The 20366-nt window shown below is 58.1% G+C and carries 22 protein-coding genes and 2 pseudogenes; 9 read left to right on the top strand and 15 right to left on the bottom strand.

The genetic code is table 11. The features are described from left to right. Nucleotides 1-55: 55 nt before the first annotated feature. From FFM81_RS26900 to FFM81_RS26875, 7 genes and pseudogenes are all read right to left on the bottom strand, one after another. Nucleotides 56-1384, bottom strand: a complete 1329-nt coding sequence (locus FFM81_RS26900; protein WP_138385635.1) for an aspartate aminotransferase family protein — start codon at nucleotides 1382-1384, stop codon at nucleotides 56-58. A gap of 20 nt (nucleotides 1385-1404) precedes the next feature. Next, on the bottom strand, nucleotides 1405-2532 hold the full coding sequence (locus tag FFM81_RS26895) for a phosphotransferase enzyme family protein (RefSeq protein ID WP_343073722.1): 1128 nt from the start codon (nucleotides 2530-2532) through the stop codon (nucleotides 1405-1407). 140 nt (nucleotides 2533-2672) lie between these two features. Next, complete coding sequence (locus FFM81_RS26890) at nucleotides 2673-3341, bottom strand: haloacid dehalogenase type II (protein ID WP_138385636.1); 669 nt, start codon at nucleotides 3339-3341, stop codon at nucleotides 2673-2675. Between the two features lie 321 nt (nucleotides 3342-3662). Further along, nucleotides 3663-3863, bottom strand: a complete 201-nt coding sequence (locus FFM81_RS26885) for a hypothetical protein (RefSeq protein ID WP_138385637.1) — start codon at nucleotides 3861-3863, stop codon at nucleotides 3663-3665. Continuing rightward, nucleotides 3860-3987: pseudogene (locus tag FFM81_RS33370) on the bottom strand (non-homologous end-joining DNA ligase); the annotation flags it as partial. The gene FFM81_RS26885 and the pseudogene FFM81_RS33370, both read right to left, overlap by 4 nt. Before the next feature lie 155 nt (nucleotides 3988-4142). Continuing rightward, the gene (locus FFM81_RS26880) at nucleotides 4143-4409 is read right to left on the bottom strand and encodes a DUF982 domain-containing protein (RefSeq protein WP_138385638.1); all 267 of its coding nucleotides are present in this window, start codon (nucleotides 4407-4409) and stop codon (nucleotides 4143-4145) included. A 695-nt stretch (nucleotides 4410-5104) separates the two neighbouring features. Further along, nucleotides 5105-5353 carry a BON domain-containing protein gene (locus FFM81_RS26875; protein ID WP_138385639.1) on the bottom strand — a complete coding sequence of 83 codons (249 nt, stop codon included), beginning with the start codon at nucleotides 5351-5353 and terminating at the stop codon, nucleotides 5105-5107. A 793-nt stretch (nucleotides 5354-6146) separates the two neighbouring features. Between FFM81_RS26875 and FFM81_RS26870 the strand changes: the two genes are divergently transcribed. Beyond that, on the top strand, nucleotides 6147-6341 hold the full coding sequence (locus FFM81_RS26870) for a hypothetical protein (RefSeq protein ID WP_025418407.1): 195 nt from the start codon (nucleotides 6147-6149) through the stop codon (nucleotides 6339-6341). A gap of 106 nt (nucleotides 6342-6447) precedes the next feature. On the opposite strand, the gene FFM81_RS26865 is transcribed toward FFM81_RS26870, so the two are convergent. From FFM81_RS26865 to FFM81_RS26850, 5 genes and pseudogenes are all read right to left on the bottom strand, one after another. Next, nucleotides 6448-7728 carry an NRAMP family divalent metal transporter gene (locus FFM81_RS26865; protein ID WP_138385640.1) on the bottom strand — a complete coding sequence of 427 codons (1281 nt, stop codon included), beginning with the start codon at nucleotides 7726-7728 and terminating at the stop codon, nucleotides 6448-6450. 336 nt (nucleotides 7729-8064) lie between these two features. Then, a pseudogene (locus FFM81_RS32950) lies at nucleotides 8065-8186 on the bottom strand (DUF982 domain-containing protein); the annotation flags it as partial. A gap of 84 nt (nucleotides 8187-8270) precedes the next feature. Next, nucleotides 8271-8573 carry a DUF982 domain-containing protein gene (locus FFM81_RS33365; protein WP_425504981.1) on the bottom strand — a complete coding sequence of 101 codons (303 nt, stop codon included), beginning with the start codon at nucleotides 8571-8573 and terminating at the stop codon, nucleotides 8271-8273. A 530-nt stretch (nucleotides 8574-9103) separates the two neighbouring features. Further along, nucleotides 9104-9343 (bottom strand): hypothetical protein, encoded by a 240-nt coding sequence (locus FFM81_RS26855; protein WP_138385642.1) that lies wholly within the window; start codon nucleotides 9341-9343, stop codon nucleotides 9104-9106. Nucleotides 9344-10144: 801 nt separating this feature from the next. Further along, a complete protein-coding gene (locus FFM81_RS26850) occupies nucleotides 10145-11212 on the bottom strand; it encodes a LacI family DNA-binding transcriptional regulator (RefSeq protein ID WP_138385643.1) in 1068 nt (355 codons plus the stop codon). A 225-nt stretch (nucleotides 11213-11437) separates the two neighbouring features. On the opposite strand from FFM81_RS26850, the gene FFM81_RS26845 reads away from it, so the two are divergent. The 4 genes from FFM81_RS26845 to FFM81_RS26830 are packed head-to-tail and all read left to right on the top strand — an operon-like array spanning nucleotide 11438 to nucleotide 15498. Next, nucleotides 11438-12271, top strand: a complete 834-nt coding sequence (locus FFM81_RS26845) for an ABC transporter substrate-binding protein (protein ID WP_138385644.1) — start codon at nucleotides 11438-11440, stop codon at nucleotides 12269-12271. Between the two features lie 56 nt (nucleotides 12272-12327). Next, nucleotides 12328-13836 carry an amino acid ABC transporter permease/ATP-binding protein gene (locus FFM81_RS33165; RefSeq protein WP_138385645.1) on the top strand — a complete coding sequence of 503 codons (1509 nt, stop codon included), beginning with the start codon at nucleotides 12328-12330 and terminating at the stop codon, nucleotides 13834-13836. 19 nt (nucleotides 13837-13855) lie between these two features. Further along, entirely contained in the window at nucleotides 13856-14323 is a 468-nt protein-coding gene (locus FFM81_RS26835; RefSeq protein WP_246401279.1) for a Gfo/Idh/MocA family oxidoreductase, read from the top strand. A 44-nt stretch (nucleotides 14324-14367) separates the two neighbouring features. Next, nucleotides 14368-15498 (top strand): NAD(P)/FAD-dependent oxidoreductase, encoded by a 1131-nt coding sequence (locus FFM81_RS26830; protein WP_138385646.1) that lies wholly within the window; start codon nucleotides 14368-14370, stop codon nucleotides 15496-15498. Between the two features lie 728 nt (nucleotides 15499-16226). On the opposite strand, the gene FFM81_RS26825 is transcribed toward FFM81_RS26830, so the two are convergent. Both FFM81_RS26825 and FFM81_RS26820 read right to left on the bottom strand, forming a co-directional pair. Further along, nucleotides 16227-16463, bottom strand: a complete 237-nt coding sequence (locus FFM81_RS26825) for a hypothetical protein (protein WP_025418416.1) — start codon at nucleotides 16461-16463, stop codon at nucleotides 16227-16229. Nucleotides 16464-16549: 86 nt separating this feature from the next. Continuing rightward, on the bottom strand, nucleotides 16550-16732 hold the full coding sequence (locus FFM81_RS26820; protein WP_138385647.1) for a DUF3606 domain-containing protein: 183 nt from the start codon (nucleotides 16730-16732) through the stop codon (nucleotides 16550-16552). A gap of 496 nt (nucleotides 16733-17228) precedes the next feature. Between FFM81_RS26820 and ku (FFM81_RS26815) the strand changes: the two genes are divergently transcribed. From ku (FFM81_RS26815) to FFM81_RS26805, 3 genes are read left to right on the top strand one after another with little or no spacing between them, the layout of a single operon-like run. Then, nucleotides 17229-18137 carry a non-homologous end joining protein Ku gene (gene ku / locus FFM81_RS26815; protein ID WP_138385648.1) on the top strand — a complete coding sequence of 303 codons (909 nt, stop codon included), beginning with the start codon at nucleotides 17229-17231 and terminating at the stop codon, nucleotides 18135-18137. 12 nt (nucleotides 18138-18149) lie between these two features. After that, nucleotides 18150-18959: a non-homologous end joining protein Ku gene (gene ku / locus FFM81_RS26810; RefSeq protein ID WP_138385649.1), complete on the top strand. Its 810-nt coding sequence runs from the start codon at nucleotides 18150-18152 to the stop codon at nucleotides 18957-18959. 2 nt (nucleotides 18960-18961) lie between these two features. Further along, nucleotides 18962-19225 (top strand): hypothetical protein, encoded by a 264-nt coding sequence (locus FFM81_RS26805; protein ID WP_138385650.1) that lies wholly within the window; start codon nucleotides 18962-18964, stop codon nucleotides 19223-19225. 472 nt (nucleotides 19226-19697) lie between these two features. Here the strand turns inward: FFM81_RS26805 and FFM81_RS26800 are convergent, their stop codons facing one another. Next, complete coding sequence (locus FFM81_RS26800) at nucleotides 19698-19883, bottom strand: helix-turn-helix domain-containing protein (RefSeq protein ID WP_138385651.1); 186 nt, start codon at nucleotides 19881-19883, stop codon at nucleotides 19698-19700. 331 nt (nucleotides 19884-20214) lie between these two features. Here FFM81_RS26800 and FFM81_RS26795 point away from each other — a divergent pair, with 331 nt between their 5' ends. Then, nucleotides 20215-20361 carry a DUF1127 domain-containing protein gene (locus FFM81_RS26795; RefSeq protein ID WP_138385652.1) on the top strand — a complete coding sequence of 49 codons (147 nt, stop codon included), beginning with the start codon at nucleotides 20215-20217 and terminating at the stop codon, nucleotides 20359-20361. The last annotated feature ends 5 nt before the right edge of the window (nucleotides 20362-20366 follow it).

Raw genomic sequence — 20366 nt, 5'->3', positions numbered from 1 at the left:
CGTCCCGACCTGATAGTTTGCGACAGACCCGTGCCAACTAACCCAATCGAGGGCTCTATCCTCCGACTCTGCTCAGAGCACGCCTAATGGCAACAAGGAATAGGTCGACGTCTCCAGACTTGCAGATGAGCGGCGGGCGCACTTTGAGTGTATCTTCATTAGCCCCTGTCGTGCTGATCAGCACGCCATCATCCCGCATCGCATTGACGAGATCCAGAGCCATTGCGCGCCTATCCAGCGTTGGCATCTCCGCGGGTCCGATGTCGATGCCGAAGAAAAGGCCCGCATTACGGATGGCACGAATGCCGCCATGCCTCCTTGCTACCTCCTCCAGCCCGGCTCTCAGCCGCTCGCTCATGGCAAGCGCATTTCGAGGGACTTGGTCGCGTTGCAAGATCGTCAGCACGGCATCTGCAGCCGCAATCCCGACCGTGTTACCGGCGAACGTGTTCGAGTAGCGAGCGGTAGCGCCGAACAGGTCCATCGGCGCTTTGCGACCAACGACCGCGCCAATCGGAAAGCCGTTGCCCATTGGTTTGCCGAGACTTACAAGGTCCGGCAAGATTCCGTGCCGTTCAAAGCCCCACATATGAGCGCCAGTTCGTCCGAAACCCGGTTGAACTTCGTCGGCGATGACGAGGCCGCCTGCGTCCTGCACCGCCGCAACTCCGCCGGCAATGAACCCTGGAGGATCGACCCACACGCCATCGCTTGAAAAGATGCTGTCGATGAGCAGAGCGGCAACGCCTATGCCGCGGCGAGTTAGATCCTGTATTGCTGAACGAACCTGCGCCTCGAAAAAGTCGCGAGCTTGCGTTTCCGGGATGCCTGCCGGTCCGGGCAGCGAAACCATGCGCACAAATGGGCTGAGCTTGACGGCATCTCCCAAGTTCGGCGAAACCGCCGCCACAGCCGCGCTGGTGCCGTGATAGGCATGGGAGGAGACGATTACACCCTCGCCGCCACTCACCAGACGCGCGATCCGTAGGGCAAGATCGTTGGATTCACTGCCCGTGCAGGTGAAGACCACGCGGTCGAGCTCCTCCGGGAACGAATCAACCAGCCGCTCGGCATACTCAACAAGTCTTGGCTCGAGATAACGCGTGTTGGCGCTGATACGCGCCGCCTGTTCAGCCATTGCCGCATTCACCTCGGGGTGGCAATGACCCAGCGAAGGAACGTTGTTGTAGAAGTCAAGGTAAGCCTGGTCGTCGGGATCATAAAGCCACATGCCTTCGCCGCGAACGAATTGCACGGGCCGTCGATATTGCAGTCGATAAGATGCTCCCAGAACTGCATCACGGCGGGCAATTAGCTCGGCCTCGCGCGCTGGAAGGTCACACTCACCGGGTCTGTAGCGATTGGGCATAAGGTCTGTGGACATCTTTGCTGCCTGTCTGAGAGTTAGGGCGAAGGTCGTGCTGTCGCCGCGAGAACTGCCGCCTCGCCTGACGCTGTAGACAGAGGGGCCAAGATTGCCAACCCCCGCTCGGCACGAGCCACATTCTTCTTGATGTATTGCGCGTCGGCTGGAAAGAGAGAGGAGCGCCAGTAATTGATCAGTATCAGGGCACTCTGTCGTGCTCGAATGAGTCCGACTAGCAGCTTTGCTTCCAACGCGGAAAGTGGGGCAACCGCGGCGTAGCCCGAAATGAGGTGATCGGCTCCACCCAAAGGCAGCGTCGGATCTGTCACGACGTGACTTGCCGCGATCGCAAGATCCTGAATCCTCGGGCTGCAGCAGCCATCGCCGAAATCGATGAAGCCCAAGCTCTGGTCAGCAACGATTATGTTGAACGGGCTAGGGTCGTTATGCGTGACTTGCCAATCCAAGCTCTTGATCTGCGGCTCGACGAAACTCATGTATTCCGCCATGGCGGTTTTAACGCATTTGGCAACGCTTCCCGCCGGTAGGTATTCCTCCAGTTCCATCAAGCGCGACCAGCAGCCGACATGCCAGAGAATGGGGCGGTAGGCTGCAGGTGGCTTAACTTGCGCAAGTGCTAAATCCAGCCGGCCGAGCGCAATACCAGTTCGAAAAAGAAGATCGGGAGTGGGTATCTCCTTGTGCAGCGATACGCCCTCAAGTCGGGTCTGCAGGTACCCACTAATACCCTCTTCCTCAAACATTAACGCGCCGCCACTTGTGCGGATCACCTTGGGCGCAGCAAATCCTTGACCCTGTAGTGCCGCCAAAGCCGAGCTCTGGAAGCGGAAGCTGTTGATTGCCTCTCGACGCGCGGACGTCTTCAGGATCAACTGGCGGCCGTCCGACAGAGAAACCGCGGCAGTGCGTTCAACCTCGGAGGATAAGACGACGATTGATCCTTCCAATCCGTAATAGCGCTTGAGCAGCGTCGCCGAAATGTCTGGCTCCGCTGCGTCCGGCGGCGTGGAGAGAATCGCGACCGCGGCACGAAAATAGGCTTCGGTCGACACTTCAGCAAACGGCTGGTTAGATGAGCCCATAGCCGCCGAGCTGTTGTCACGACCTAATTCCCGATCAGAAACAGCATCGATACGATCGCCCAACTTGAGATCCTCGCGGTTCGTGTGCTTTTCGGGCTGCCAAGTTGTATGCTCTGACCTGGTCCGATCCGATTAGAGCAAACAAAGCACTACCTATTTGGCCGCGTTTTTGGCTTACTGCACCGTTGTTGCCGGAATTCAGGTTAAAGTCCGAAAACGCCGGGTAGCTGCGAAATATCGCGGATCTCGGTGTATTCGTAGTAGGGGTTGGCCGGCTCATGGCCACGGTTGACCCACACTTTGCTCTTGATACCAAGGTCATAGGCGGACATCAGGTCGTGACGGAAAGACGACGACACATGCGTAATGTCCTCTGGTCCGCATCCCAGCATGTCGAACATATATTCGAATGCCTGGAAATGTGGCTTATAGGCGCCGGCCTCCTCGGCAGTGTAGACGGCGCGAAACGGCGCACCGAGCTTTGCGACGTTTGACGGGATCTGCGCCACCATAGAATTTGTCAGAATGACCAGCGGGATTTCCTTGGCCAACTTGGCGAGGCCGTCGGCGACATCCGAATGCGGTCCCCAGGTTGGAACGAGGTTGTAGATGGTTTGGGCGTCTTCGGGCTGGAAAGCAACCTTATTGCGGCGGCACGTGCGCTCCAGTGCGTTGTGAACGACGTCGGCGTAGGGCTTCCAATCCTGCATCACCTCATCGATTCGATAAGCTTGGAAGTTCTTGATGAACTCGTTCATGCGCGGCCCATCCAGAAGATGACCGAACAGGTTTCGGGCGGCTTCCGCCATCTGGAAATTGATCAACGTGCCATGGCAATCGAATGTTACGTATTTTGGCTTGAAGAGACCCATGTCCATTACCCTCTTAATCTGAAGTTTGGCTAAGCATAGGCAGATTGTTTTGGCAGCGTGTGCCGTATTGCCGGGTCATTCAGCAGAGAGGTGCCTTCTGAACATCGAATTCGGCACGCGCTTTTCACATTCTGTGCGAAGAAGATCGCATAATGTATCGACTAGAAGTGACTTTATGCCGACGAACAGAAAGATTCCCGATCGCCAAACAAAATAGCTATTGCGAGGGATCTCCGGTTCGATTCCTTTCAACTGCCCGGATGCTGGATATGTAGGTTCGGCGCCTTTCAAGAGTGCTCGCAACAATCAGCGGGGCACGAGCTAATGCGCGTCCCCTTTTGATGGCAGCCCAGTGAGACGACAGAACGTTCTCGAACAAAAACTTGTAGTCTTCTTTTCGATCGTCTGATCGATCTTGAAGGCGCAATAGGTGACGGCCGTCGCGGCTTCTGCGCCGAACAACTCGATCGCAGCTATCGCGGCGCTATCCGGATCACTGATGCTTGCGAACATGCCCTTCATCCACGGTGGCTCCTCAGCTGATAGACCGCAGCATTATCCTGTTTTTCGCGCAGGCCTTTGTATGAGGCGTGCCGACGCTTCCCATCGTGCGTCCAACCCGGTATTCAATTTCAGCGATCGGAGTGTCGGTGAACTCAGATCGGCCCTTTGCGCTGGAGGTCCACGCGCGGCGTCGGTCGCCTGGATACCTGGTGTTTCGGACGCCTAGGGGTCACCATTTACGACTGCAGCACCCGTGTGATCACCGTTCATGCAGCTTGACCAAGCCGTGCATCAACTTCATCGCTGAACGACAGTCAGCGCAGCGATTCCGGCTTCATCGGCCGCACGCAGGAACGCGTCCCAAAATTGCTCCGGAGCGATCTGACCGCTGATCGCATCCACGCAAGCCTTCACAGCAGTGACATATTCTTCGCCGTCATCGGAAGGCCAGTCCTTGAGAAGCATATATGCCGCGTCGCCGAGGGTGCGGACGATCTTGTGAGCTGGCTGACCGCGCAGAGCCAGCCCGACGGGCGTGAATGAAGAGGTTGCGTTCCAGACCATTATCGTCGACCTCAGGGCGGGGATCGAAATCCCCAAGGGGTAATATAGGCGTGTATTCCAAATTCGTAATTGACGATTGGTTACCTGGAGTGACCGGGCGTGAAGGTATGCTCAAGAGAGGAGGGGACGCTCTACGATTTCGTATCGGAGATGGCGGCGATGGTTACTAACGGCGAATATTTGAGCGCTCGCCGGAATCGAATGCTGGCTGACGTACAGAGACCCAGAGGAGTACGGCTCCATTCGTTCTCTGTCACGATGCCGGCCGGATCAGCCGTTCGTTCTCCGAGCCTTTCTTGTCGCGCCCTCGTGTTCAATGTGAGAGGCCGCCAGCACAGGTAAGGGGGTGAATGTCATCTTGTTTCCGCAGGCGTCGAGCCTCATTCGTGCGAGCGACGAACTGGACGCACCCTTCCTGCTAAAGGGCGAAAATCGCCGTAAGGATTGCTCCTTCGTCGCGCCTTGATCAGCGAGACGGGGTTCGAGCGATGCTACATCGACCGCCCCGTCGCTCGCATCGAAGAATTCCGCCAGCGTTCGAGAAACTGATGCTTCTGAATGTCGGACTATTCATGCGGGAGATATGTGAGTTTTTACGAGGTCGTCAAGCAGTGTAACACCCGAGCGCGGCGAGTCAAAAGTGACGTTGTTTCCCGCTAGTCAATACGTGCGCGTGTCGCAGTTTCTTCCTGGGCTCACGTGGTGTCTCCGATCTCATCGGCATCTCGCATCCGGTCGTGCACGTTTTCGGGGCCGGCTATCGACGCGGCGATCGCCGTCGCCTTCTCCCGATCACCATAGCCGGCCACATAGCCCTCCAACAGGACGCTCCTGCCCATCATGCTTACACAGATGGACGAGCCTTCCAGTTCCGGTTCCGCGGATACCGCGGCCTGCACGCTCGCAAGCTGATCGTGGGCGAGGCTTTCCGGCTCAAAGGTCATGGGCAGTCCTCCTTCGCAATACGAAGTAAACAGCGCGAGGCCAATTTGGTTCGGAGTCGGGACTTAGGTCCCAGCAGCCATGACCGGAAGTCGTGCCGACATGAATGGAGGCTCCGACAGCTTCACGCTTGAACAGTCCGCTCGCGGCGCTCCGCTACCGTCATCCAGCCAAGGGCATGCGTCTAACCGAGATCGAGGTGCTGAGGCAGCCTGACGATAAATCGCAGTTCTTTCGATTGTATCGAATATGGTTGTCGCGGCAGGGATCCGAACCCCGCGTCACAGCTCGAAAGCTGGAAGCAACCTCGGACACCCGAGGGATGGGGAAAGCGCTGCGCTCCAATACACTTACGCCCGACTAACGCATTTAACCCGGCTTGCGATTGTTCGTAATGGATATTCTCCTGCAAAGATGATTTTAAGCTTCCCGCCCATATCGCCCCCGAGGACGAACGTACATCATTTGTTACTTCGCACCTGCGGCAATTGTCATACGATTTAAGGCGTTAAATACTTACAAAAATCAGTTGCTTACTTCAGATTTCTCGACTAGGTTTTTTTACACAATAGTTCCGAATATCCGACCCTCGCCGGCAATACTTGGCGGTCGGTTCACCTCGCTTGTGGGAGGATGATGCGTTGTTTGTCCGACTTCGTTTCTTCGCATTATTGCAGCGAATGCGTGACCTCGTCTCGATCCGATACCGACCTGCGACGACAATCTGACGCGTCGTAAACCCTTTGTTCCACATTTCTAAGATGGTGCTCCCATGTGGCGCGCCCGAGGTTTGTTATGCAAAAGCAAGCTGTCGTATTCAATGGTCAGGAAGTCGGGATCGCAGTCCCTGTCGAAAACCGCCTCAAATTCATCGCTGTCCGCTTCAATGTCATCGACCTGGACAACAGGCTCTTCGACACGGTTACCGAAATCCGGCGCGCCATTACAGAGCATCTCGCGTCGAGCGGTCCTGCGATCACCTCGCACTGAACGGGTTCACCGGCGCAGATGATAAAGGTCGACGTGCTTCGGCCCACCAACGGTTCTGGTAGCCTTTATCAGAAGCGTTTGGGTTATACGGACGTACGCCAAGAACTCAAAGGAAGAACATGCCGATGGCGCTCAAGCCCATGACGAGCGCGGTAAAGCCGCTGATATAGACCATCCAACGCGGGGCTTTGAGTTCTCCCATGATGGCCGGGTTTCTCGCCATCATGACCATCATGACGATGATTGGGGTCGCAAGCACACCGTTGACGACCGCGCTCCAAAACAAGGCCCTGACAGGATCGAGACCCAACATCGTGACTGCGACGCTTCCAAGCGTGGCGACGACGATTGTGGCGTAGAAGGCCTTCGCCTCTTTGGGCTTCTTGTCGAGTCCTTCCGACCAGCCAAAGCTCTCGGCAACGGCGTAGGCCGCCGAACCCGCAAGAACCGGAACCGCGAGGAGCCCGGTGCCGATAATTCCAACCGCGAAGACTGCGAAAGCGAACTCACCTGCGACCGGTTTGAGGGCTTCCGCCGCTTGGGCTGAGGTCTCGATCTTGTTGATGCCGCTGACGTGCAATGTCGCCGCGGCCGCGGCCATGATGCAGATTGCCACAAGATTGGAGAAGCCCATGCCGACGAGCGTATCGATACGGATACGGCCGAGTTCGGGCTCGGCCATTTCTGGAATCCGCCGAAGGCGCGTGAGCTTGCGGCGTCTCAATTCTTCGACTTCTTCCCCAGCTTGCCAGAAAAACAGATAGGGGCTGATCGTGGTGCCAAGGATAGCCACGAAGGCGGTGAAGTTGTCTCCGGTGAACTGGAACGTCGGCATGACGATGCCGCCCAGCGCCTGGCCCCAAGGCACGCCGACCACCAGAACGACAGCCACATAGGCGAAGAGCGACAATGTCAGCCATTTGAGGACGGAGACATAGGCGGAATAGGGGACGAAGACCTGAGCGGCCGCGCAAAGAATACCGAAAAGAACAGCGTACCCGACCTCCGGTCCGCCGAGGAGCAGTTTCAGCGCGGCTCCCATCGCGGCGAGATCGGCCCCGATGTTGATGAAGTTCGCAATAAACAGCAAGGCCATGGCAACGTATGCGAAGTGCCGATGGTAGTGGAGCTTCAGGTTCTTGGCGAGGCCTTTGCCCGACACCACGCCGATGCCTGCGCTCAATCCTTGGACCGCCGCCATGAGCGGATAGCTGAAGAGCATGGTCCAGCCAAGGGTGTACCCGAACTGCGCCCCCACTTGGCTGTAGGTCGCGATGCCGCTCGGATCGTCGTCCGCCGCACCCGTCACCAAACCGGGCCCGAGAGCCTTTAGAACGCTGAGGCTTTTCTGCCGCGAAGCCTGGAGACGAGGTGAGGAAGCATCCATTGCCGTTGAGCACTGTTTCGACTGAGACAAGAATGCGTGAGATCGCACTGAGTTCCGAGCGGCCTATACTAAGCCACCGTTAACAAAGGTGAACTCGCTTCTCGACCACCGATACGGCCGGAACACGCCGGATGGAACTCGTCGTCGGCAATGACGTAAATCGTGTTGGGGTCGCCTCTAGAGGAGTCATTTGTCTTCGGGCAAGAAAGGCCCTCCTGCGTAATCGAGCATCATCCCGGGGATTGTGTGTGTCGCCGACGGCGACATCTTGAAGCTATTCGAGGCCGAAGCAGCGCTGCGGACGCTATCGCGTTCATCGTTGTGAATCGTGACAAATCAGCGTAGCGTCGCGGGTAGGTGCGGTCGTCGCGCACTCACACCGGTCTGGACGACGTTCAGCGTGACTATGCCTGCCTCATCGGCCGCACGCAAAAAACTTCCCGGGATTGCTCTGGCGCGTCGACCAGGCTTTCACGGCGGCCGTATAGTCGATCGTTGCGAGGCCCGTCCCGAATAACCCTCATGACTGGGGTTTCTTCTGCCTAGTGTTGTATATCGGTCGAGTAGGGGATTTCGGCTTCCTTCAACGCCAATAAGAACGACCGCCGAGCGCTTTCGTCTGAAACATGTCTTTGATCAACGCCTTCACATGCTTCAAGCGCCGCGATGTAAGCCTTTCCGTCAGAGACTGGCCAACGGGCCGATAGAAGATCGAACGCCTGTTTTGCCGATCTCACGGTGATCGACGTTCGCAGGTGTGAAATAACGACACTTCTCCACAAGACATACGCTCCATCGCCAGCCAACAACCCGACCAACTTCAGTCTACGGCGAAAGTTCCTCACGCTTGTTTTCAGCGATCCTGAGGTCCAGTGCCTGTCGCAACTGGCACGCTGACAGGTCTGTGTTCGCACTCAAAAGATCAACCGCGGCAGCGTATGCGGCTTGCGCGCAATCCCCATCTGCGTCGATGGAGTTCGCGCCGCACCAGTCGGCAATTACCATCGCGAGCATCTCTATGTGCCGCTCGGAGAGCTCCGGAAGATTTAGGAGGTTTAGAGACATTGTCGTGGCTCCGCCTAAGGCAGGAGCACGTCCGATCTCCCAATCGGCCTCGCCCTGCCAAGATCGCCGACTGGAGTATTTTACGCTCTATAAGGGGCGATGGTATGGCGGTCCGCAAGGGGCTGGGTTCTACGGAGTGGCAGCGATCCAAGTGAGTAACACCGGTATCGGTCAGCCGGCTGCGCTCCTGCTGAAAACCAACTTCCCCCGAATATGACCGACAGTTCCCATTCCGCGTCGTCGGAGATCCGCAATTCCCAGTAAATACATCGCTGCGCTCTTCAAGAGGTCAGAATTTCTGAAAGGCTGATTACCGTGTCTGCGGCTTTCCAGAGAGCAGTTCCCAGATGCGACGCATCGTCTGGAGCCGAGATGAAATCCGCTCCGTTGCGGGAGGAACCAACATGCCATTGCGGAAATCGGCCCAGGCTTGGGCTTCCAGCCTCGTTTTTTCTGTCGAACCCTCCCGGTCGACGAGTGGACTGCCCGTCTGATGATCGATGACCGACCACATTCCGTTTTCGAGTGCTTGTATCTCGTAGCGCTGCATGACTGGAGCCATAGATTGGATACTCCACATCAGCCTGAGATCCCTGTGAAATCAACTCGAGAGATGCGTCCCTTTAGATATACTTTGGTGAGATGGTGAACCCTCAGTTACCGCGAGCATGGGACACGGGATACCTTCAGCAAACTTCACGACGGTAGAGCAGCTCCGCTAGCGGCGCCGTCACACGCGGCCTCGGCAGGGAGTACTTATCCGAAAAATGCGGTCCATACCTTCGCGGAGCATTTTTCGACCTCGAAACAACACCATGGAACGGACGATCGGTTTTAGTTGATCCAAGGGTAGTGGCGACAATCGTTCTACCACCGGATGCGGCGTGACAATTCTAAAGCGGCCTCCTCAAACGGCCCTTTTTGTCCGCAGACATTCTTAACCTGGCTGCCATAACATCGCCAAGTCGCCCTTACCCGCGAAAATGCACGATGCAGGTGCGGGCTGGGTCGGGACGGGGCATTGCTGGACTACCAGCGCGAAGGATTTTTCCGTAACTGGCAGAGGTGGCGGCGCAGCCAACGTGGCAGCTGCAGCGCTCGAAACTTCTGAGATTGGTGCTGGCTGAGAACGGATAGTGCGATGTTTACGCTTGCACAAGCGAGATCGAGACACCAGACGCGTGGGCGCATCTCGTCGCCGACCTGGATTTCAAAGCTTTTCCCAAGGACACATGGAAGTCGGTACTTCTTAGCGGGCGGCTGAAGCGCAAAATCCCACAAATTAACGATATGCCGCACGAGGGAAATCGCGTGGTCGATGGTTCTTATCTCTTCAAGAGCGTCAACGGAATCAAGGCGCTCTACCCATGGAGGCGCGCTCAACGTACTCCGTTTCTAAAACTATCTTGCGGGCCGTCCGACCTTTGCCATTTAATCGATCGACTAACAGTTCGGCTGCCTTCGCACCGAGATCGTAGACCGGCTGGCGCACGACGGTAACAGGGGGCGTCGTTACGGACGTCCAGTCCGCATCGTCGAACGAAATCAGCGACACGTCCTCCGGGATGCTGAGTCCCAGTTGACGATGAACCTTGAACACCTCCAGGGCAATTATACTATCCGATGCAATGATTGCCGTCGGACGCTGCGCCGATTGTAGCATTTCGCTGACGATGCGATGCGTCTTTTCCGGCGTCACGGCACCAACGTGGACCCATTTCTCCATGCCGGTCAAGCTAGCCTCGAGGCAGACGCCGAGATAGCCTTCGATGCGCCTCCGCACCGAGCCGGTATTGATGTCTTCTACCGCACGGAAGCTATGATCCGGCGTGTCGCAGGCGGTAAGATAGACGATGCGACGGTGGCCGAGCGCAATAAGCCGACGCGTAATGTTCTCGGCGGCATGCCGGTCGTCGGCAATAACGGTGTCGACATCGAGCGTGTCGCTTCCGCGGTCGAGCAACACGAGGGGCAGTCCGGAGCGGATAGCCTCATGCAGGTGCTCGACATCATGGTCCTTTGCAGGCGAGACGATGAGGCCATCGACACGCTTGGCAAGCAGAGTGCGTATGGCTGCCCTTTCCAGGTCAACGTCCTCACCAGAATTGATGAGAATGACAGTGAATCCCGCGCGTCGGGCGACATCGGAGATGCCGCGCACGGCGAGGCTGAAGAAGGGGTTCTCGATATCACCCACCACCACTCCGATCGTGCCGGAGCGACCCGTCGTCATGCTGCGGGCAAGCTCGTTGGGTCGATAATCGAGTAAGCGAGCCGCGGCTGTAACGGCCTCGCGCACCCGATCGCTGACCGTTCCGTAGCCGCCCAATACGCGTGCAGCCGTTGCCTTCGAGACGCCGGCCTTGAGCGCCACGTCGGCTACTGTGACGGAAACGGATTTTGGTCGGCTTTTGTCCATAACCGGTAGGCTTACAAGAGAACTTGACGAGTGGCAAATGCGAAGATAACAATTGCCAATAACAAAAGAGACCGGTCTCTTGCTGCCTGAGACCGGTCTCAAGATAAATGACCTACCCACATGCGAACTGCGTGGGCCGGGCGGGTGAGATCAAGCCGCCGTCCGGATGGGACCCATGCGCATTGACTTTATCGCAGACCAACACCGCCAGAGGAGACAAATGCAATGCAATTTACCGAAGCCTTCACATCCGCCTTTGCCAAAATTCGCGCGACCTCGATCGCGGTCGCGCTCGCTGTCCTTGCGAGCGCGGCGACGCCGGCACTTGCCGACAATCCGCTTGGCCTCATCGATTCCACCACGATCAGTGTCGGCACCATGGGTGATGCCAAGCCTTATGCCTTCACAACCGCTGACGGAAACTTTACCGGTTTTGACATCGAGCTTTTCCTCGACGTCGCCCAACGCCTCGGCTTTAAGAAGGAGCAGGTGGTCTTCACGGGCCAGGAATTCTCGGCCCTGATGCCCTCTGTCGCCAACGGCCGTTTCGATGTCGCAGCCGCCGCCATTGGCACGACGGCTAAGCGCAAGGAGACAGTCGATTTCTCCGATGGCTATCTCGCAGGTTTCCTGAGTGTCCTTACTTCTGAGGCCGGAATCACCGATGCGTCGGGCCTCAAGGGCAAGCGTCTCGGTGTGGTGCAGGGCACGCTTCAGGAGATTTATGCCGAGAAGAACTTTGCCGGCACCGACCTTGTAAAATTCCCGGACAATAACTCCGCCATTTCGGCGCTCAACAACGGCACCGTCGATGCCCATTTTCTTGATTTCGAGGCAGCGAAGGACTATTCCGCCCGCTATCCGGCGCTGAAGATTGCCGTCAACATTCCAAGCTTCGATGCGCCTGCCGGCTTTGTCATCCGCAAGGGCAACAACGCATTGCGCGAGGCGATTGACAAGGGTCTGAAAGAAGCGATGCAGGACGGCACCTGGAAAAAGCTGCACGAAAAGTGGTTCCCCGGCACACCGATGCCGCAGGCATATCTTCCCAAGCAGTAATGCCGCCTTCCGGTCCGGCCCTCACCGGTCGGATCGGCCTTTCAAGGGATATCCTGATGAACTGGCTTGAAAACCTGCGCCGCAGTTTCCTCGACTGGAATGCCATGGCCGAAGTGCTGCCGACGATGATTACGGTCGGCCTGAAGAATACGCTGATCCTGGCTGCGACGTCGACGGTGCTTGGCGTCGCCATCGGCATGGTGCTGGCGATCATGGGCATTTCCCGCTCGCCCTGGCTGCGCATTCCCGCTCGTCTTTATACCGATATTTTTCGCGGCCTCCCGGCCATTGTCACAATCCTCCTGATAGGCCAAGGCTTTGCCCGCATCGGCCGCGAACTCTTCGGTCCGTCGCCTTATCCGCTCGGCATTCTGGCGCTCAGCCTAATTGCAGGTGCCTATATCGGCGAAATTTTCCGCTCTGGTATCCAGAGCGTCGATCGCGGCCAGATGGAGGCGTGCCGCGCACTTTCAATGAGCTACGGCCAGGGCATGCGGCTTATCGTCGTGCCGCAGGGCGTGCGCCGCGTGCTGCCGGCCCTCGTCAACCAGTTCATCGGCAACGTTAAGGACTCGAGCCTTGTCTATTTTCTTGGGCTTCTGGCCTCCGAGCGTGAGATCTTTCGCGTAGGACAGGACCAGGCGGTGGTGACCGGCAATCTTTCGCCGCTCCTGCTGGCGGGCGTGTTTTATCTGGTTGTTACGGTGCCGCTCACCCATGTCGTCAACGCGATCGACAATCGTCTGAGGATTTGCAAGCCGCGCCCCTTTGTCGTCACCAGTGGGCTGGAGGAAGTCAGTGAACTCGACAGTGCCGCTCGCGCGACTGATGTCTCGTTTAAGGGCGGCAGCCTTGATGTGCGCCAACTCGGTATGGCCTACGGCGATCTTGACGTGCTGAAAGGTGTCGACCTTTCGGTAAAGCCGGGCAGCGTCACCTGCATCATCGGCCCGTCAGGTTCCGGAAAATCGACTTTGCTGCGAGGGCTCAACCGGCTGGTCGAGCCGAAGAGCGGTGATATCCTTATCGACTGTGAGAGCATCCTCTCAATGAAGCCCGAAACACTCCGCCGCCGGGTCGGCATGGTCTTCCAGCATTTCAATCTCTTTCCCGACCACACGGCACTTGAAAACGTCATGCTTTCGCTAACGAAGATCAAGGGCCTGCCGGCAGTCGAGGCCGAGCGCATCGCCAAGGCAAGGCTTGCCGATGTCGGCCTTGCCAGCCGCCTGCACCACCGTCCGGGCGGCCTGTCCGGCGGGCAGCAGCAGCGTGTCGCCATTGCCCGTGCGCTTGCCATGGAACCGGAGGTCATCCTCTTCGATGAGGTGACGAGTGCGCTCGATCCGGAATTGGTCAAGGGCGTGCTCAACCTCATGGCCGAGCTAGGCACGCGCGGCATGACCATGGTCGTGGTCACGCATGAAATGGGATTTGCCCGCCGGGTTGCCGATCAGGTCGTCTTCATGGACGAGGGTCGCGTGGTGGAGGCCGGTACGCCCCAGGAGATATTCGACAACCCGCAGAGCCCGCGTCTCCAGCGCTTCCTCGCGGAAGTGCTCTAAGCGCCCGGGGGAGGAAAAGATGACACAAGCAATACGATGGGGCGTGCTCGGTTGCGCGAGCATCGCTGCCAAAGCGGCCATCCCCGCCATCCAGTCCAGTCGCCTGGGGCGCGTCACGGGGATCGCCTCGCGCGGTGCCGCGAAGGCGAAGGAAATGGCAGGCAGCTTCGGGATCGCCAAGTCCTATGGTAGCTATGAGGATCTGCGCGCCGATCCGGAGATCGATGCGATCTACAACCCTTTGCCCAATCATCTGGGCGCGCCTCTGACGATCAAGGCGTTGGAGCAGGGAAAGGCCGCGTCGGTGGCGGAGGTGAGGAGATCGCCATCGCGCCGGTCGACCAAATTCGCGAACAGGTCGACGCATTTGCCGAGGCCTTCTCTCAGGCAAGCCGGTCGAGACGGGGCTCGCGATGCGATCGCGAACATGAAGGCGATCGACGCGCTTTTCCGCTCCGCTGCCAGCGGCCACTGGGAAGAGCCCTGACCGCTTCACCCCATCCGTAAAACAATTGATTTGAAAGCCAACCCATGACCCACAACACCATCTCTTCGGCCGTCATCATCGGTGCCGGTATCTTTGGCGTTTCGACTGGCGTGCAACTTGCGCGGCGCGGTATCAAGGTCACGATCCTCAATGACGGCCCGCCCGCCAACGGTGCCTCCGGCCGCTCGCTCTCGTGGTTGAACTCGGCGCGCAAGCGTTCTGAGCCGTATCATCGGCTGCGTATGGCCGGCATCGACCGTTATCGGACGCTCGCGGCGCAAAATCTCCATGCGGAATGGCTTCGTTTTGATGGTGGACTGACCTGGGACGCGGACGACGAACGCAACGAGATCGACGCAGCCTATCGCCATGAGGTTTCGCTTGCCTATGACGCGCAGCGGCTTTCGCCAGCTGAAGTCGCCCGTGTGGTGCCAGGTCTCGACGCGGGCCAAATCACCCCGCAGGGCGCAATCTTCAATCCCGGGGAAGGCTGGGTCGATCTGCCGACGCTGATTGGTGTACTTCTTGAGGAGTTTTTCGCGCTCGGGGGCGTCCTGGTGACGGATCAGGGTGCTGCGCGCGCCGTGATCGAGGGTGGTCGTGCGATTGGCGCGGAAACTGGAAACGGATTCCTCCATCAGGCGGATGCTGTCGTGCTCGCGACCGGTCCAGACGTGCCGAAGATGGCTGCGGAAAGCGGGCAGACCATCGGCGACGGGACACCGATCGCCCTTCTCGTGCAGACCAGGCCGCTCGTCCATCCCCTGCGCGCTGTTCTCAACACACCGCGCGTCGCTGTCCGCCCAGCGCCGGGAGGTACCTTCTCGCTTGATGCCGACTGGGCGGCCGACGAGGGTGTGAAAGTGCACGCAGACGGCAGTTATGATATCGACGACGGCGTCATTGCAGAGCTTGTGGCAGAAGCTTCGAAGGTAATGGAAGGCAATCCGCAGCTCGAGGTTGCTTCGATCGGCGTTGGTGGCAAGCCCATCCCAGGGGACGGCGAGCCAGTGGTTGGGGCTATCAAGTCTATCCAGGGATATTACGTGGCCTTCAGCCATAGCGGCGCAACACTCGGTCTCATCGTCGGTGAGTTGCTCGCATTCGAGGTTGTAACGGGTAGCGAGCATCCGATGCTCGCGACCTTTCGGCCTGAGCGCTTCTCCCTGAGTTGAAATTAAAGGCGCACATGAGAAGATCAGCCTGCCATACGGCGGTGGGCGTTCTTCCCCAGGATGGAGAATGCGTCTCTTTCAGTAACCCGTTTCCGGTGCATCTTACTGGATATCGTCCATCGAAGTGCCTGGGCCGGCTAGACTCCCGAGATGATCGGGTCGATCTGATCCAGCTCGTACCATCGATCTCGCAACAGGTGCCCAGAGGCCGCGGGATTGCGGTGCCCTCCGGCTTTATAACGAAGCGGCGCGATAGGTCTTCGTCTCGCCGCCCACCTCCTCAGTTTTGACGGCCGGCTTCACGTCGGGATTTCATACAGTCGCATGGACACCCGATGGACGCCGCGAAAAATCGCACAATGGTTTGCGAGCGCCATGACGATACCGCGTGCACACGATTGACTGAAAATCGCTTCGAATTTCGGCGAGGAGGCCCCGACGAAAAATCGCCCGGCTTGTACGCTTGTATCGACGTTTGTTGTCGGGGCAGGGATTCGAACCCCGCGTCACAGCTCGAAGGCTGGAAGCAACCTCGGATACCCGAGGGATAGGGAGAGCGCCACGCTCCGATTACGCTTACGCCCGACTGAACCATTAACTCGTAGGCCCTTGCGATTGTTCCTGATAGGTGACCTTGGGGATCGCAAACCGCACGTTGGCGAGTGCCTCCACAGATCTCGGACGCTTTCCAACGAACGTCCATGCCCCCGCGCTCGCTTGTGGCGCGGTCAGTGCACTGAGTCGGAAGATGGTGCGTTGATGCGAGTGGCCGCCAGCCCGACATAGGTCCCGATTAAAATCGTCGCCATCTCCTCGACCGATCGGCAGCCGTGGTCATAAAGTTCGATCGCCGCATCGCACAGGAATGACGAAGCCTGATCGTCCCACTCGACCTCGTAGTACCGATACCATTCCCGGACAGCTTTCGACATGATGCGATAGTCGTTTGGAGTGTCCCTTGTCATTGGAAGACCTCAGAAAGGCTCCTGCTTCGACGGGCGAGATAAGAGAGGCCGGGCGATCGGCCTTGAGAGCTGAAATTGGTAGCAGATCAGTGCCGGCCGATTTCCGCTTCAACCTTCTTTCGTGAGTTTCCGGCGCTCTTGACGGCTTTCTTGACGGTATCCTTGGAGACGCCTTCCTTCTTCGCTTCGTATTTCACCTCGTGATCCTGGCCGCCGGCGACGCGGGCGCGATCCTGTGTGCGGCCTCGAGATGTCTGTTTCTTTGCCATCGGGTTTCTCCTTGATGAAGGTCCGCGAGAGAAACTCGCCAAGATTTCTGTGGTTCCCCGGAAACACGCATGTCCGTTATGCTCGGCTTCAAGCGACGGCCGAACCTTCTATGCGTTGCCGGACGAAGGGGATCAGGGGCGATGCGGCACCCATGGACACTGGAGCGCGATGGGTGGGAACCACACGGTGATCTCGATACCGTCGACGCCTTGACCAAGGTCTTCAGCACTGGGGAACTGGGTCATGGCATAGGATTGGGCGGTGACGACGCTTCCGATCGATGAAGACGATGACGGCGTTGCCACTCATTCCCCATCGGGCGGAGGCTCCGCATGAAGCGGTTGGCCAGCTTTGCTCAACCACCAAGACCAGGTCTCCACCAGAATCAATTTCTGAACGTAATTCCGTAAGTTGTTGAAAAATGATTCGTTTCGAGTCGGAACGAATCACCCTGAGACGTCTTTGAGTCGCGACAAGGTGATTCGGAGAAGCGTCATGGCAACAGGGCATCGCGCGCAGTGGAAGGGCTTCATTAAATTCGGTGAAGTCTCCTGCGGAGTAGCGCTTTATACGGCGGCAAGCACGTCAGAGCGCATTACGTTCAACACGATCAACAAGGCATCCGGGAACAGGGTGAACCGCGTCTTCATCGACAGCGAGACTGAGGACCCGGTTCCGAAGGAGCAACAGACAAAGGGCTTCGAGATCGAGAATGGCCAGTACATCATTATCGATCCCGAAGAGGTCGCCGCGACAATCCCGGAAAGCAACAAGACGCTGGAGATCGAAGCCTTCATTCCCTGCTCAGATGTGGACGACGTCTACTTCGACAAGCCGTACTACCTGACCCCCGACAAGATGGGCGGCGACGCCTACGCAGCTCTGCGCGACGCCATGAAGAAGTCGGACGTCGTCGCCATAGCGCACACCGTTCTCTTCCGCCGGATGCGGACCGTGCTGATCAGGCCGCATGGCAAAGGCCTCATCGCGACGACAATGAACTATGACTACGAGGTGCGCTCGTCGAAGAAGGCCTTCGAGGAAATTCCCAAGCTGAAGATCGAGGGGGAGATGCTCGATCTCGCAAAGCACATCATCGGCACCAAGAAGGGAACCTTCGACCCCGCGACCTTCGACGATCGCTATGAAGCCGCTCTCGCCGACCTGGTCAAGGCAAAGATCGAGGGCAAGGCGTTGCCGAAGCCTAAGAAGGTCGAAGTGTCGAAGCCGAACGATCTTCTAGCCGCCCTCCGCGAAAGTGCAGGGCTGATGAAGGCGGCCGTGGACAAGCCGAAACGCACCGCCGCAAATGCCAATCAGGGCACCGGCCGACAGCGTGCCACACGCGGGCCAGCTTCGAAAGCCACCGCTTCTGGAACTGCACCACGTCGCAAGGCAAGCTGAGGAGATTGACCGATGGCACCGCGCTATTATTGGAAAGGCTACCTGAAGCTTTCGTTGGTCACGTGCCCGGTCGCAATGACCCCCGCGACCAGCGAGAGCGAAAAGGTTCGCTTCCACACCCTCAACCGCGACACTGGAAATCGGGTCGTTTCGCAATACGTCGATTCTGTCACCGGCAAGCCCGTGAAAGATGAAAATGAGGCGAAGGGCTACGCCCGCGGCGAGAACGACTACGTGATCTTGACCGAGGACGATCTGGATCGGGTGGCGCTCGACACTGTGAAAACCATCGACATCGAAAAGTTCGTCCCGGCCAATAGTATCGAGTGGATCTACCTCGAGAAACCCCACTATCTGATGCCAGACGACGCGGTCGGGAACGAGGCTTTCGCCGTCATCAGGGACGCAATGAAGGCCGATAAGGTCGTCGGCGTCTCGAAGCTGGTCATGGGCCGGCGCGAGCGTGCCGTCATCCTCGAACCCCGCGACGAAGGCATAGTCCTGTGGTCGCTCCGGTTCGGCGACGAAGTGCGTCCGGAGGAGAACTACTTCGAAGACATCGAGGCGGAAGCCGATCCAGATCTCGTGCCGCTCGTTCAGCAACTCATCAAGCAGAAGTCGGCCCGCTGGTCGACGAACATGGTCAGCGACCCGATCCAGGCCAGCCTGGTGAAGCTGATCGAGGAGAAGAAGAAGCTGCTGAAGCCTAGGAAGACGGCAAAAGGCAAAACAGCGCCAGCGCCCGCTTCGAACGTCGTCAATATCATGGACGCGTTGAAAAAGAGCATCCAGGCCGACCTCAAAGGCCGGAAGGCAGGGTAATCATGCATCTGACCGACACCAAGGTAGCCCATCAACAAACCGGCTGGCGGATCGACTTCGTCGGGGACGACGGAGACGCGGTCACGGTCCACGTTGCCGACGGAGCGTATCTGGACGAAGAAGCCGCGGTCGAGCGCGCTCGGGCGATATTGGTCGAGTTGACGGCGTTCGGGACGCGCGGCGGCGGCAGAAGCCTGAATGCCTACGATGCCGCCAGCAACGGCAACTTCGACGACGACCAGCCACTGATCGACACTCGTCATTAGTCCCGTCTCCGGAACTCGTCACTTGACCAGTTTTCGAACGGCTTCGATGAGACGGCCCATATCTGTTGGTTTTCCCAGGATGACTGCGCCGGCGAGGACTGGATCGTGGGCAGGACTTGCTGTCGCCAGGACGAACGGAACATTCACAGGCTACTCAGTGCATGGTTGGGACTACACAATTCCCGCACCGCCCGCGATTCTTACGATCTGCGCGGTTTCTTGTTCCCGACGGCGACTTTTTTGATAAAAAGAGCCCCGCAGTGCGCGGGGGGCTAAGTAGGGTGCCTGGAAAGGCGGTGCGCCGGTTTGGGAACGGACCTAGCGCATCCTCGCCTCTAACTTGCCCTTAGGATTAGAGTTCCTGGGAGATCAAACTTTTTTGGGGGGATTAGAAAGTAGCCGCAGCAATGCGTCCTCGTCCTTTACCCCGAGTTGGAAGGAGAAGGCAGTGGCCGGCTCAAAGCGCCGGGTTTTATTTCAGCGCGTGCTCGATCCGCTCGATGTTGTTGATCGGCACGTTGTCGCCACGCTCGGCCGCCTCGATTTCGTCGACCGTCAGGCCAGTCGTGATCGCCAGATCTTCCAGGCTGTAGCCCTTGGCGAGTCGACCTTCTTGCAACGCAGTAGTCGCCTCGATATTCCTCGAAAGGTGATCCATCGTCTTCTCCGATTTTTTGAAATTGAATTCTTGCACGAGGATCCATTCCTCGATGGCAGCCGGCGTTCACTTCTGCGGCGTCGCTTCCGAAGATGCAAGCCTGAGCTGACGCAGCCGCTCCCATCAAACGCCTCACTGCCGTCAACCGCTTCCCGGCCTGATGCAATCCGTTTGATGCCTCTCTGAAGCGACCCATGCTTTGAACGCATGGCCGACCTGAGACCTTGTGCCTTATCTATGGGCGTCCAAAGGCCTATATTCCAACCATCGAAACGACGTTGGAACCAAAGCATGGTTGCTGGCGTCAAGAGACCTCACGAAAGGGATCATCATGAACGTAGCACGCTCTTTCAACGCTTGGCGCAAGTATCGTCAGACCGTTACCGAACTCGGCCGCATGAGCTCGCGCGAACTGCAGGATCTCGGCATCAATCACGCCGACATCCACAGCGTTGCCCGCCAGTCGGTCGCTCGCTAAGCGGC

The sequence above is a fragment of the Rhizobium hidalgonense genome, from assembly GCF_005862185.2.
In the GTDB taxonomy this organism is placed as follows: Bacteria; Pseudomonadota; Alphaproteobacteria; order Rhizobiales; family Rhizobiaceae; genus Rhizobium; species Rhizobium hidalgonense.
This window is presented reverse-complemented; position numbering and strand designations above follow the sequence as displayed.

Excerpts from the sequence above, each read along its gene's own strand:
- FFM81_RS26805 (WP_138385650.1), top strand. The coding sequence starts at position 18,962 with ATGCATCTGACCGACACCAAGGTAGCCCATCAACAAACCGGCTGGCGG.
- FFM81_RS26890 (WP_138385636.1), bottom strand. The coding sequence starts at position 3,341 with ATGGGTCTCTTCAAGCCAAAATACGTAACATTCGATTGCCATGGCACG.
- FFM81_RS26795 (WP_138385652.1), top strand. The coding sequence starts at position 20,215 with ATGAACGTAGCACGCTCTTTCAACGCTTGGCGCAAGTATCGTCAGACC.
- FFM81_RS26865 (WP_138385640.1), bottom strand. The coding sequence starts at position 7,728 with ATGGATGCTTCCTCACCTCGTCTCCAGGCTTCGCGGCAGAAAAGCCTC.
- FFM81_RS26825 (WP_025418416.1), bottom strand. The coding sequence starts at position 16,463 with ATGACAAGGGACACTCCAAACGACTATCGCATCATGTCGAAAGCTGTC.
- FFM81_RS26835 (WP_246401279.1), top strand. The coding sequence starts at position 13,856 with ATGACACAAGCAATACGATGGGGCGTGCTCGGTTGCGCGAGCATCGCT.
- FFM81_RS26885 (WP_138385637.1), bottom strand. The coding sequence starts at position 3,863 with ATGAAGGGCATGTTCGCAAGCATCAGTGATCCGGATAGCGCCGCGATA.
- FFM81_RS26850 (WP_138385643.1), bottom strand. The coding sequence starts at position 11,212 with ATGGACAAAAGCCGACCAAAATCCGTTTCCGTCACAGTAGCCGACGTG.
- FFM81_RS26820 (WP_138385647.1), bottom strand. The coding sequence starts at position 16,732 with ATGGCAAAGAAACAGACATCTCGAGGCCGCACACAGGATCGCGCCCGC.
- FFM81_RS33165 (WP_138385645.1), top strand. The coding sequence starts at position 12,328 with ATGAACTGGCTTGAAAACCTGCGCCGCAGTTTCCTCGACTGGAATGCC.
- FFM81_RS26855 (WP_138385642.1), bottom strand. The coding sequence starts at position 9,343 with ATGCAGCGCTACGAGATACAAGCACTCGAAAACGGAATGTGGTCGGTC.
- FFM81_RS26880 (WP_138385638.1), bottom strand. The coding sequence starts at position 4,409 with ATGGTCTGGAACGCAACCTCTTCATTCACGCCCGTCGGGCTGGCTCTG.
- FFM81_RS26830 (WP_138385646.1), top strand. The coding sequence starts at position 14,368 with ATGACCCACAACACCATCTCTTCGGCCGTCATCATCGGTGCCGGTATC.
- FFM81_RS26845 (WP_138385644.1), top strand. The coding sequence starts at position 11,438 with ATGCAATTTACCGAAGCCTTCACATCCGCCTTTGCCAAAATTCGCGCG.
- ku (WP_138385649.1), top strand. The coding sequence starts at position 18,150 with ATGGCACCGCGCTATTATTGGAAAGGCTACCTGAAGCTTTCGTTGGTC.
- FFM81_RS26870 (WP_025418407.1), top strand. The coding sequence starts at position 6,147 with ATGCAAAAGCAAGCTGTCGTATTCAATGGTCAGGAAGTCGGGATCGCA.
- FFM81_RS26900 (WP_138385635.1), bottom strand. The coding sequence starts at position 1,384 with ATGTCCACAGACCTTATGCCCAATCGCTACAGACCCGGTGAGTGTGAC.
- FFM81_RS26800 (WP_138385651.1), bottom strand. The coding sequence starts at position 19,883 with ATGGATCACCTTTCGAGGAATATCGAGGCGACTACTGCGTTGCAAGAA.
- ku (WP_138385648.1), top strand. The coding sequence starts at position 17,229 with ATGGCAACAGGGCATCGCGCGCAGTGGAAGGGCTTCATTAAATTCGGT.
- FFM81_RS26875 (WP_138385639.1), bottom strand. The coding sequence starts at position 5,353 with ATGACCTTTGAGCCGGAAAGCCTCGCCCACGATCAGCTTGCGAGCGTG.